This is a genomic window from Microcoleus sp. Pol12B3 (assembly GCF_036701355.1).
Lineage (GTDB): Bacteria > Cyanobacteriota > Cyanobacteriia > Cyanobacteriales > Microcoleaceae > Microcoleus.
Genome location: NZ_JAUBQS010000056.1, coordinates 1 through 12,613, shown reverse-complemented (window position 1 = coordinate 12,613; position 12,613 = coordinate 1). Strand labels below are relative to the sequence as shown.

Here is a 12,613-nt window from a genome sequence, read left to right as displayed (position 1 = left end):
TCAAAAATCCAGGATACCACGTAAAATCGGGGGTGAAAGACAATATTCTCGACAGCCCATGACCTTGGCGGAAAGACTAGGACAAGATTGGAAGTCTCGACTCGAACAAGATTGCCCGCAGGAGAGTTCTAGCACTCGCGAGAGTGTTGTCCGCTGGCTGTTGGGAGACAAGCCCGAAAGATTTGACACTCTTAGCCCAACTCAATTGTCTGTTGCCTCTGGGGCGATCGACTTTTTATATCGAATTTTGATTTCTCGGTATCTGGGAGTACCGCCAGAAAAAGCTTACCGCAACTTGATCGGGCGGCTCGGCGGCTTGGTTGTGCTCCGCCAAAAAATCCAAGCGTGGGTTTCGCTGAGTCGGGACAGACAGCGGAGTGCGGTGGAGGTACTGCAAGAAGTGATTCAGGAAATGCTCAATTCCGATCGCTACCTGCAGCAGCAAGTCGCCTGGATTGCCGAATGCACCTCAGACAGACGCCTGCGAAATGCTTTGCTGCTAGCGAGCACAGAAGAATACTGCTTGCGGCCGATCCGCAACCAGCCGCTGCTGGTGTACCGTTTTGTCAACTACCTGCGGCGTGCCCAGCGGGGCGGGTTGACGCAGGTGCCTGCAGGAGACTGGGTGCGGCTGGTGTCGGAACAGGTTCTACCCGACGATACAGACGAACCGCTCAGCCTGTTAGACGAACAGGCTATGTCCGAGTATCGAGAAAATCAAGCTTGGGAAGAGCAGCAAACTCAGCGGCAGATTGTCCAACAAGAATTTGAGAATTATTTAGCCGCTGAAGTCGATCCGCTGGCTTCCCGGTGGCTGCGGCTTTACCTGCAAGGCCGTTCCCAAGAGGCAATTGCCGAGGAGTTGAAGGTTCCGATCAAGCAAATTTACCGCTTGCGAGAAAAAGTTAGTTACCACGCGATTCGGGTTTTTGCGGTCAAACAAGCACCGGAATTAGTCGCCAACTGGCTGGAAACTTCGCTCCAAGAACACAGTTTGGGCTTGACTCCCGCTCAGTGGCAGCAATATTTACAAAACCTCACGCCGGTGCAGCGGCAGTTGCTAGAATCGTTGAAAGCAGGGAAAAGTGTAGAGACGATCGCATCTGAATTAAAGTTGAAAACCAATCAAGTCATCGGCGAGTGGAGCAAACTGTATTTAGCAGCTCAATCGCTCCGCAACGAGTAGATTGGTAATGGGTGGCGGGCAATTGCTAATTGTGAATTGGCGGTAGCATTTTTCGGAATCCGCGCTACAAATCAATTCCCCAAAAGCCACAGAGTGCTGCGAGTTTTCCCGTGGAAAACCGCGCCATTCCCCTTGTATCAATTCAGGTTAGATCGATCGGCATATCGTAGCGCTGCCGTGACGAGCCCGCTTTGAGACGATCGCCGCCCACTCTCTGAGGTAAGATACTAGCAGCACGATCGACTTTGAGGATTTTTTAACCAATCCTAAATTCAGCGGTTGCCCGTAAATCATCGGTTGTGGTGCATCTCTAATACTTGTGCATTAAAGACATAATTCTATTGTTGCCAGCCACGGGCATCAATCTCGGGCGATCGATGATAGTGGGTCTAGACTGCGCTAGTCATCATCTAGATCTCAATCTTTTGGTAGAATTTAAGGCTGCAATACAGAAGGGAGAAAATTCTGGGACTAAGGATTTTTCTTTAAAAAAAGCTTCCGGTTGTTAGGCTAATTCCTCCGTCAGGGAAGTTGCAGCGTTTAATTTTATCGCATCAGGTTGGTGCGTCGCGCTCGATCGCGCTTCCAACTACAAAGCAGCTAATGGTACATACATCTTCAACAGACTCGGCAGCTACAATGGACTCCGATCGAATATTTCACCTAATCGATACAGTTGTCCCCTTTGAAGCTTGCCTTTACTATCAAGTTTTGCCTTTATCTCTGGAAGGTAATCTGTTTAAATTGGGCGTAGTCGATGCCCAAGATGACTCCGCCTTGGACTACGTGCAGCGGATTTTAGCTTACATGAATTGCTCAGTCACAACAGAGCCAATTGCCTCGGAAACTCAGCGCTCGATGCTCTCAGCTTACTTGCTGCACGGGAACCAGCTCCGAGAACCGAGCCAGACAGAAACCGCACCAGCCCCAACACCCAAAAATCCCGCACCAGCAACTTCAGGCCCCAATGCAGCAACGATCCTGTCTGTGCCAGAAGCCTCGATGCCCGCTCCTGAGCGGTTTAAACCTGCTGGCGCTGAGGTTCCCCCAACACCGACACAGCTATCGGTTTTGAATGTCGAGGCTTTGCACTTGTCAAGCCAAGTGGAAGTTTTGGCAACTTTGCCCGCGCCCCAACTTCTACAAGAATTGCTCGGTAGAGTGCTGCGAGAGGGTATCGGCCGCCTGTTTTTTGAGCGGCATCAGTCCCAAGGTCGCATTCTTTGGAGTCAAGATGGCGTTTTGAAATCGATGCTCGAAGGTATCGATATCGTCCTTTTCCAAGAGGTCATCGACGAGTTGAAGCGGCTGACAGATATGCCTGTTTGCCCGGTGGAACAGCCCAAACAAGTCGAAGTTGAGCGCATATATCAAAACACTCATTTGCTGTTGCGCTTGCGGGTAATGACGGTGGGCGGCAAGGAAGAAGCCACCCTGCAAGTTTTGCGGGGGGCAGCTTTGAGGTTTTACCAGCAGCAGCAGTTGTCTACTTTGAGTCGGGACGCACTGCGGCTGGCCGAAGAATTGCAGCGGAAAGTGAATCAAATTCGCGATCGAACTCGGCTTTCTCCTGTGCCTTTAGAGGGGTTGCCCGCTTTGGAACAGGTGATTAGAAATGTTGACGACCAAATTGAAGCTTTACTGCACGAACACAATCCCGATCAGTCCTAATCAGCCATAGATCAATGTTTTGAAATTTTTTTAACTTACATCAAGTCCGGTCAAATAATAATAATAATTATGTTTGTAGTGAGGACTAAATTCCCAGCGAGTTTTATGATAACTCAAGTCTTCACTACAAACCAATTTGATGGCAGTTCTGCTAGGTGACAGAATATTATACCAGTTCCAAAAAAGAATGCAATTGTATGCTCGTGTTCTAAACCCTGGTAGTCATCAGTCATTGCCAATCTAAAATCTAAAATCTAAAATCTAAAATGGTATTAGCCGTGTTCGAAAACATCCTTGTACTGCAATAAATCCAAACTCACAAAAATCGGCAAACACTGAAAACATTGCTGTGCAATTTCCCAGCGTTCTTCTCGCTGCAACATAGCAGTCAACTTTTGTTTAGCGCTCAGCAAATAGCGGACATCGTTAGCAGCGTAGCTGAGTTGCTCGTCTGAAAGATGCTCAGAATTTCCCCAGTCAGAACTTTGAGAAGTTTTGTTGAGTTCTACTTTTTCCAATTCTTGGATTAAATCTTTAAGTCCGTGTTTGTTGGTGTAAGTTCTCGCCAGTTTGCTTGCAATTTTTGTGCAAAAAACAGGTGCAATGTCAATACTTAAATTGTAACGCATTGTTGCCATATCAAAGCGCGCAAAATGAAATACCTTCTCAATATTTTCAGCTTCCATTAGCTTTTTTAAATTCGGGGCCGCAGTCTGGCCTTTAGCAATCCGCACCGCCGCAACTTTACCTTGCGGATCGCACAACTGAACCAAACACAAGCGATCGCGCCACGGCATCAAACCCATTGTTTCCGTATCAACGGCGATCGCCTCTGCTGTCAAATAGTAAGATAAGAGAGAATCGGGAATATCACGATCGCACACTTGAAAATCTGCAAATTCCATTATTAGTAATTTTTGACTGTTGACTGTTGACTGTTAACTGTTGACTGTTGACTGCCCTCTTCTCTCTTCCCTCTTCCTTCTTCCTTCTTCCGACTTCCCTCGGACTGACATCCCTTACATCCGTCGAGCGAATCCGTTGCCGAACTTCCTTCTTCCTTCGGCTTACCGACTGAGAACAAAAAGCTGAGTAAAATAATACTCACCTTTGGCATTTTTGGCAATTCCAATACCTGTCACATTAAACTGACCTTCCATATTTTTGCGGTGGCCGTCACTTTTAATCCAACCCTCAACAGCATTGCGTACCGGGTCGCTGTAGCCAAAATTGTAAGCAAGATTTTCAGCTACACTTTTATAAGGAATCGTAATAGCTTTCGCCCGCCCCTCAAATCCATCGTGACTGAAACTTACTTTACCCTTAGCCATATCTTCGCTGTGAATTCTTGCTATCTGACTGATTCGCGGATCTATACTCAGCGGCGGCAACTTTTTAGATGCTCGGTATTGATTGATCTGTTGGTTGACCGCTTTTTCTAAGTCAGTAATAGCACTCGAAGCAACATTAGTATTCATGGGAGTTTGTGGCAGCGATCGCGTAGGAATGGAGGTGTCACACTTAGGCAGGATTGTCAACAATCCCAAGCACATCAAAATCAAACCTTTGGACATGAAATCAAACGAGAAATAAAGTTAATTGTTACCAATTCCTACAGAGCGATCGCCCCACATTCCGCTAACCTAGATATTCAGAACCTTCGCTACAGTGTTCACGTCTTTGTCGCCGCGTCCGGAACAGTTAAGCACAATGCGCGGATTGCCTGTTAGCTGCGGGCACAGAGTCTCTAAATAGGCGATCGCGTGAGCAGTTTCCAAAGCCGGAATAATCCCCTCCAACTGCGAAAGCCGCTGAAATGCTCCCAGTGCTTCTGCATCAGTTACGCTATAATATTCAGCTCTGCCCGCATCCTTCAAATAACTATGTTCCGGCCCCACACCCGGATAATCCAAACCCGCACTAATCGAATGTGGCTCAATCACTTGACCTTCATTATCTTGCAGCAAATAACTCATAGCCCCGTGCAGAACTCCCACACTTCCCTTAGTCAAAGTAGCAGCGTGTTTATCAGTTTCCACACCTTCGCCCGCCGCTTCAATACCGATCAATCTGACAGTTTCTTCCCCGACAAACTCGTGGAAAAGACCCATTGCATTAGAACCGCCGCCGACGCAAGCTAATAAAATATCTGGCAAACCACCCCACTTTTCTTGACATTGAGCGCGGGTTTCTTGACCGATTATCGCATGGAAATCGCGCACCATCATCGGGTAAGGATGGGGACCCGCTACGGAACCAAGAATGTAATGAGTTGTTTCGACATTTGTCACCCAGTCGCGAATTGCTTCAGAAGTCGCATCTTTCAGAGTTCCCGTACCCGCAGCCACCGGCCGCACTTCGGCTCCCATCAAGCGCATTCTAAACACATTTAAAGCCTGTCTTTCCATGTCATGAACGCCCATGTAGACAACGCATTCTATACCGAAACGAGCGCAAACTGTGGCAGTGGCAACGCCGTGTTGACCTGCACCAGTTTCAGCAATTACCCGCTTTTTGCCCATGCGTTTTGCCAGCAATGCTTGAGCTAAAGCATTGTTGATTTTGTGAGCTCCGGTGTGGTTTAAATCTTCGCGTTTGAGGTAAATTTGCGGGCCAGTTCCGTCTGCTTTAGCGTAGTGCTCGGTGAGGCGTTCCGCAAAATACAAAGGGCTGGGGCGGCCGACATAATCTTTGAGCAATTGTTGAAGTTGCTGTTGAAATTCCGGTTCGCTGCTGTATTTGTGGAAAGCAGCTTCTAGTTCAAATAACGCCGGCATCAGGGTTTCGGGGACGTATTTGCCGCCGAATTTGCCGAATCTGCCGAGGGAGTCGGGGCGTTGGGGGCTGGTTTCGGTGGTGAGAGGCAGGGGAGTGACAGTCATTTGATTTTAGATTTTAGATTTTAGATTTTTTAGATTCGCGGGTAAGCTATAGGCTTGGTGTCGATCGTACCAAATTGGTTGTGGACTTGAGGCGATCGAACAAATTTAATTATAATTCCTTGAACGCTTGACGGGCTAATACAATAAGTAGAAGATAGAGCGCATTCCGAGCGATCGCAACCATACCCCAATCCCCTAAAACTAGAAATACCAGTAAAAAAAGTTCAAGCATTTTAACCTATGGCAGCATCAAAACGCAAAGATTCTGACAGCAAAACAACCGAGGGCAAACGAATAGTTTACTCCGAATTTGGCAGCGTTGACAACTCGGCAGCCCTCCAACGGGGAGTTGCCGAAGTTCCCCCCAATCAACAAAACCTCAAAATCGAAGCATCCCGAAAAGGACGCGGTGGCAAAACAGTTACAGTCATCAGCGGCTTTCAGGAAAAACCCGAAACATTAGCAACTTTAGCCAAGCAGCTAAAAGCCCAATGCGGTACTGGCGGCACAGTCAAAGATAATGAAATCGAAATTCAAGGCGAACACAAGCAAAAGCTGCTAGAAATTATCACAAAGCTAGGCTACAAAGCTAAAATTAGTGGAGGGTAAATTAGTCAATAGCCATCAGTGTATGGGCGGGACGAGTTTATGATATACTTATTTTAAAACATAGATGCTTGGTAAAACCCGCCCCTACATCGCGCCAATTCTACGATCGCGAATCAGCCAGAAATGATATTACCAATTACCGCCAATTTTTAATGTACACTCGACCTTTAGCTCGTTTAATCGAACAATTGCAGCGCTTGCCCGGAGTCGGCCCAAAAACAGCCCAGCGTTTAGCTTTACATATTTTGAAGCGACCGGAAGAAGAAGTGCAAGCCCTAGCTAAATCTTTGATTGATGCCAAACAGCAAGTAGGTTTCTGTCAAGTATGCTTTCACTTATCTGCTGACCCTGTTTGCGAAATTTGCCGCAATACCAACCGCGACACTCATACCATTTGTGTAGTGTCAGAATCCCGCGACGTAATCGCTTTAGAAAAAACGCGGGAATATATGGGTAAATATCACGTTGTTGGTGGCGTTATCTCGCCGATGGATGGAATTGGCCCGGAACAATTGAACATTCAACCGTTAGTTCGGCGGGTCAGCCAGCAAAAGGTTAAGGAAGTAATTATTGCTATTAGTCCCAGCGTGGAAGGCGAAACTACTACTCTTTATATCGGTCACTTATTAAAACCTTTTACCCTAGTGACGCGCATAGCCTTTGGTTTGCCGATGGGGGGAGATTTGGAATATGCCGATGAGGTTACATTGGCTCGCGCTTTGGAAGGAAGGAGGGAGTTGGATTAGTTGAAAACGGGTGATGGCTGATTTAAAAATAAGAGAAACGAACGGCGAATACGCCAAGGAAACAAAGGAAGAGAAGAGAGGATGAAGACTTTACAATTGATGCGACGACAGCTATATCCTAAGCTTCTGCGATTGCTTCGCTGAGGCTCGTAATGACAAATTTGTAAGATATGAAACCCGCGTCGGCGGGTTTTGTCTGTGTAGCGACAGGTTGAAACCTGTCGGGTATTTGGTATTTGCTATTTGGTCTTGAGTTTCGTTGTTCCCTGTCGTCACTGCCGCGAAAGGGTAAACTGGACAAAGTTACCGAGAGTAGTAAAAAATCATGACAAAATTCGATCGACCTTTCACCTACCCCACAACCCGCAAAATCGACCAAACAGATGATTACCACGGCGTCCAAGTACCCGACCCTTACAGGTGGCTGGAAAATCCTGACTCAGAGGAAACCCAAGCTTGGGTGGAAGCCCAAAATGCAGTCACGTTCGGCTACCTCAACGAAATTCCGGCGCGGGAAAAAATCAAACAGCGCCTGACTCAACTTTGGGATTACGAGAAATACGGCATACCTTTCAAAGAAGGCGAGCGCTATTTCTACTACAAGAATGACGGCCTGCAAAATCAATCCGTACTCTATACTTTAACATCCCTCGACAGCGAACCCAAAGTATTAATTGACCCCAACACACTCTCCGAAGATGGAACCGTTGCTTTGGGTAGCGTAGCTATCAGCGAAGACGGCAAACATATGGCTTACGGTTTGTCAACCTCCGGCTCGGATTGGCAAGAATGGAAAGTCCGCGATATCGAAACAGGTGCAGATTTATCGGATCATTTAAAGTGGGTGAAATTCTCAGGTGCCTCTTGGACTCACGACGGTAAAGGCTTTTTTTACAGCCGCTACGACGAACCCAACGAAAAAACCAAACTCGAAGATGTTAACTATTACCAAAAACTGTTTTATCACAAGTTAGGAACAGCCCAATCTGAAGACGTATTAATCTACGATCGCCCCGACCAAAAAGAATGGGGATTTAGCGGCGGCGTCACTGAAGACGGCAAATATCTAATTATATCAGTTTGGCAGGGAACTGAAACAAAAAACCTGATTTTCTATAAAGACTTAACTGCCCCTGAATCGCCTGTTGTAGAACTGATTAACGAATTCGAGGCAGAGTACAGCTTCATCGACAATGACGGCCCTCTGTTCTGGTTTCAAACAGACTTAAATGCACCCTGCGGCCGGGTAATTGCGATCGACACCAACAATCCCCCTCCTTTATCCCTCGCTGGCGATGACAGTCAAGGGAAATTTACAGAAATTATCCCCGAAGCACCCGAAACCCTCCAAGGTATTGGCATCCTCAACAATCAATTTGTGGCTTCTTATCTGAAAGACGCTTACACCAAAATTAAAATCTTCAACTTAGACGGCTGTTTCGCGCGGGAAATAGCTTTGCCGGGAATCGGTTCGGCGGGAGGATTTGATGGCAAGCGGCACGATACCGAAACTTTTTATGCTTACACGAGTTTCACTACACCAAACACTATTTACCGCTACAACATGGTGACGGGCGAAAGCACAATTTACCGCCAGCCGAATGTAGATTTTAACCCCGACGATTACGAGACAAAGCAAGTATTTTATCCCAGCAAAGACGGCACGCAAGTACCGATGTTCATCACCCACAAAAAAGGCTTGCAGCTTGATGGCAATAATCCCACTTATCTTTACGGATACGGCGGTTTTGGCGTGTCGCTAACTCCGAGTTTTTCCATTAGCAATGTGGTGTGGTTGGATCTGGGGGGAGTTTATGCGATCGCCTGTTTGCGGGGCGGCGGCGAGTACGGCGAATCATGGCACCAAGCAGGGACAAAGTTGAACAAGCAAAACGTGTTTGACGACTTTATAGCTGCTGCTGAATGGTTGATCGAAAACAAATACACAAAACCTGCCAAATTGGCGATCGCAGGTGGAAGCAACGGCGGTTTATTAGTAGGGGCTTGCATGACTCAGCGACCGGAATTGTTCGGTGCGGCATTGCCCGCAGTCGGGGTTATGGATATGCTGCGCTTCCACAAGTTTACCATTGGTTGGGCCTGGACTTCGGAATACGGTTCTCCCGAAAATGCCGAGGAATTCCCGACAATTTACGGCTATTCTCCCCTGCACAACCTCAAACCGGGAACGGCTTATCCGGCGACAATGATTACAACTGCCGATCACGACGATCGCGTGGTTCCGGCCCACAGTTTCAAGTTTGCTTCTGCTTTGCAAGAAACCCACGCGGGAGAAAAACCCGTGTTAATTCGGATAGAAACTAAAGCGGGACACGGAGGCGGCAAGCCTACTGCTAAAGTGATTGAAGAATTGGCTGATGAATGGGCTTTTTTAGTGCGCGAACTCGATATTGACGCTTAGCAAGCCGCGTTAGGGTGTGCGATCGACGCAGTTTGATGATTTAGATAGAAAGACGGTGTAAAGGGCGATCGTTCTTTTTGTATTCAAGGGCGATCGTTCTTTTTTGTGACCGCAATCCTGCTATTAACATATATAATTTTCCACTTTGTTTTTATTAACTTTTGTAGCGTTGAGTGGCTATTATTACATTGCTGTGAGTTTACTGCACGCCAAATTCGTATAAATATAAGTATAAATCTCTAGAAGTTTGGTCCTCTCAACTTGCAACAGCGATCGCACCTCAAAGTCAAAATCTGCCAATTTTTAGGAAATTAATATTTTCAGTATATTTACGGTTCAAGCTGTCTGATCCAGCCTCGATATCACCAGACGAAGCAAAGCGCTATGAGGGGTCAGACCCCTTGTGCTGATAAATCCGTAAGTAATTTACCATATAACTAACCTTAGACCTGATATCATTTTTCCCAAAAATAGAGCATCTTGGCTAATACAAAGGCTGTCACCCCTTATTCATGTTAGAATTTCCAGCCATGGGCCGCATCAGGACATCCTAGGGCGATCGCAGCCAATCCTGTCTAATGATTGACTAAGATCATAAATAACAAATAGAGGTAACTATTATGTATCTTTAAAAAATAATTTTTAAAACTTTATAGTTGAAAGTTTATCGTCATCTATGAAAAGGGGTAGCTTAAATTTAGCAACCAAATTAACCAAAAATTAAAACCATCCCAACCAAATCTGTCAAATTTGTCAGGCGCGCCAACACGGAAATCTACCAATATGGAAACTAAAATCTTGAGACAAGCCAGCTATAAAGCAGAGACTGCTAGCCGAAAAAATCTAGCGATTGTGGATTCACAAGTAGAAAACTACCAAGAGTTTCTCAGGGGAGTGAAACGCGGTACAGAAGTAATCCTGCTCGATAGAACCCGGGATGGAATCGAACAAATTGCCGAAATAGCAGCCTCGCGGCACAGCCTCAACAGCATTCAAATAGTTGCTCACGGCGCATCAGCATCAGTAGAAATCGGCTCAACAGAACTCAATATTTACAATATAGAAACCTATGCCAGCCAATTGCAGCAGTGGGGTAAAGCTCTCAACGAAACAGGTAGTATTCTGCTGTTAAGTTGCAACACAGGTGCCGGAAAATTAGGTCTAAAATTCATACAAAAACTCAGCCAAATAACAGGAGCAAATGTTGCGGCTTCCAATAATTTAACTGGTAGTGCAGCACTAGGCGGCGACTGGAAATTAGAAATTGCCACAGGACAAATAAATACCGAAATAGCCTTTGAAAAAGAAGTCCTAGAAGGCTATGCATCAGTCCTGGCTACCTTAGCGGCTGAAGAATTTAAAAATTCAACAGTAATCGGGCCTTGGATATATGGAATTGGCAACCCCACTACAGCTAACCCAGGCTTAACCGCAGGTAGTACAGCCAACCCCAGCGGCGTTATTCCCGCTTTAGGGACTGGCGATACACCCGGAAGCGGTACTTTGAGATTAACCTCAAACGCCTTTGGACAAGCAGCTTTTGTCATCTACAACAACCCCATCTCCGCCACTGAGGGCCTGAGAGTTACCTTTGATTTCTTTGCCTATAACAGAGGCACTACCCCTTCTCCCGGTGATGGTTCTCTCCTTGGTGCCGATGGCATTAGTTTTTTCCTCATTGACGGAACAGCTACGCCAACAGAAGCCGGAGGCTATGGTGGCTCTCTTGGCTATGCTCAAAATACTAATTCAAATTCACCCGGTATTGTAGGAGGTTATTTAGGTGTCGGATTAGACGAATTTGGCAATTATTCTAGCGTTATTGCTGGAAAACAGGGTGGCATCTCGAACAATCCAAGTGATAGACGACCTGATGCAGTAGGACTTAGAGGCAGAGCAAGCACAATCCCAACCGAAAATTATAAATTTTTAGGTTCTAGTCTTTTAACTAACAGTTTGACTGGCGTTTCCATTGGCATAGACAATAAAGATACAAGCATTCGCGCTGAGGCTAAAAGAACCGTCCAAATTACATTATTCCCGACAAATAATTCACCAACATCTCCTAACCGTCTGACAGTAGCCTTCGACGTGAACAGGAACGGCACATTTGATGCGGGCGAAACACTGATCGACATACCAAATTTGGCAACCATAAACGGAGAAGTGCCACGTACTTTTAAATTTGGCTTTGCTGCTTCGACAGGGGGAAATACAAACATTCACGAAGTTAACAATGTCATCGTCGAAAGTATAAATCAACCTACACTCGTAGCCGACGTTTCTATTGTTAAAAAAGGCCCGATCTATGCCATACCCAATAGCACCATTACCTATACGATTACCTCCACAAATAACGGGCCTAACAGCGCCGAAAGCGTCCTGATTCAAGATCCGCTCCCAGAGGGCTTAACTTTCGTCAGCACTGACAACAACGGTAGTTTCAATCCCACAACGAGGACGGTCATCTGGCCGGCGATTCCGACTCTGGCTAACGGTGCTAGCGAAACCCGCACCATCACCGCAAGAGTTCCGGCAACAGGCGGTGCTGCCTTAACTAACACTGCCTATAGTACCTCCAGCACTTTTGATCCAAATCTAGCTAACAACAATAGTTCTCAACCCATCTCTCAAGTCTCAACTACAATTGTTGATGCTCTTGCCGACCTAGTTACCACCAAAAGCGGGACTGCGGCAGCAGCACCAGGTGAAAGAGTTACTTACACAATTTCGACAGTCAACAACGGCCCAAGCACAGCCGAAAACGTCACCATTACCGACACCATCCTTCCGAATTTAACAGGAGTCATCCCCTCCAACGGCGGTGTCTACGATCCGGCTACAGGTATAGTCACCTTCGCCGCAGGCAGCGTCACCAACACAGCCACCGTCACCAACACAGTCAGCTTCATCGCACCTGCATCCGGCAGCGTCAGCAACACCGCCCGAAGTACCTCAACTACGACTGACCCCACTCCCGCCAACAACCAAGCTACATTCACCACACCTCTGACACCTAGTGCCGACCTAGTTACCACCAAAAGCGGGACTGCGGCAGCAGCACCAGGTGAAAGAGTTACTTACACAATTTCGACAG

The 12,613-nt window shown here is 46.7% G+C and carries 10 protein-coding genes; 6 read left to right on the top strand and 4 right to left on the bottom strand.

Annotated features, from left to right (window positions below; all coding sequences use genetic code 11):
- The first annotated feature begins 58 nt into the window (after positions 1-58).
- A complete protein-coding gene (locus QUA53_RS22675; protein WP_333099907.1) occupies positions 59-1,186 on the top strand; it encodes a HetZ-related protein 2 in 1,128 nt (375 codons plus the stop codon).
- A gap of 147 nt (positions 1,187-1,333) precedes the next feature.
- On the opposite strand, the gene QUA53_RS22670 is transcribed toward QUA53_RS22675, so the two are convergent.
- Positions 1,334-1,480, bottom strand: a complete 147-nt coding sequence (locus tag QUA53_RS22670) for a hypothetical protein (RefSeq protein ID WP_333099906.1) — start codon at positions 1,478-1,480, stop codon at positions 1,334-1,336.
- 309 nt (positions 1,481-1,789) lie between these two features.
- Here QUA53_RS22670 and QUA53_RS22665 point away from each other — a divergent pair, with 309 nt between their 5' ends.
- Positions 1,790-2,857 (top strand): hypothetical protein, encoded by a 1,068-nt coding sequence (locus QUA53_RS22665; RefSeq protein ID WP_333099905.1) that lies wholly within the window; start codon positions 1,790-1,792, stop codon positions 2,855-2,857.
- A gap of 272 nt (positions 2,858-3,129) precedes the next feature.
- Here the strand turns inward: QUA53_RS22665 and QUA53_RS22660 are convergent, their stop codons facing one another.
- The 3 genes from QUA53_RS22660 to trpB all read right to left on the bottom strand — a co-directional run bounded on the left by QUA53_RS22660 (position 3,130) and on the right by trpB (position 5,739).
- Entirely contained in the window at positions 3,130-3,762 is a 633-nt protein-coding gene (locus QUA53_RS22660; RefSeq protein WP_333099904.1) for a ribonuclease H-like domain-containing protein, read from the bottom strand.
- Between the two features lie 162 nt (positions 3,763-3,924).
- Positions 3,925-4,431, bottom strand: coding sequence for a CAP domain-containing protein (locus QUA53_RS22655; RefSeq protein WP_333099903.1), 507 nt, complete (start codon positions 4,429-4,431; stop codon positions 3,925-3,927).
- 69 nt (positions 4,432-4,500) lie between these two features.
- A complete protein-coding gene (gene trpB, locus QUA53_RS22650; protein WP_333099902.1) occupies positions 4,501-5,739 on the bottom strand; it encodes a tryptophan synthase subunit beta in 1,239 nt (412 codons plus the stop codon).
- Positions 5,740-5,979: 240 nt separating this feature from the next.
- On the opposite strand from trpB, the gene QUA53_RS22645 reads away from it, so the two are divergent.
- From QUA53_RS22645 to QUA53_RS22630, 4 genes are all read left to right on the top strand, one after another.
- Positions 5,980-6,348, top strand: a complete 369-nt coding sequence (locus QUA53_RS22645) for a translation initiation factor (protein WP_333069865.1) — start codon at positions 5,980-5,982, stop codon at positions 6,346-6,348.
- A gap of 152 nt (positions 6,349-6,500) precedes the next feature.
- Positions 6,501-7,094: a recombination mediator RecR gene (gene recR / locus QUA53_RS22640; protein WP_333036394.1), complete on the top strand. Its 594-nt coding sequence runs from the start codon at positions 6,501-6,503 to the stop codon at positions 7,092-7,094.
- 325 nt (positions 7,095-7,419) lie between these two features.
- The gene (locus QUA53_RS22635; protein ID WP_333099901.1) at positions 7,420-9,516 is read left to right on the top strand and encodes a prolyl oligopeptidase family serine peptidase; all 2,097 of its coding nucleotides are present in this window, start codon (positions 7,420-7,422) and stop codon (positions 9,514-9,516) included.
- A 783-nt stretch (positions 9,517-10,299) separates the two neighbouring features.
- Positions 10,300-12,613 (top strand): DUF4347 domain-containing protein (locus QUA53_RS22630; RefSeq protein ID WP_333249102.1); only part of this gene is annotated, 2,314 nt, incomplete at its 3' end.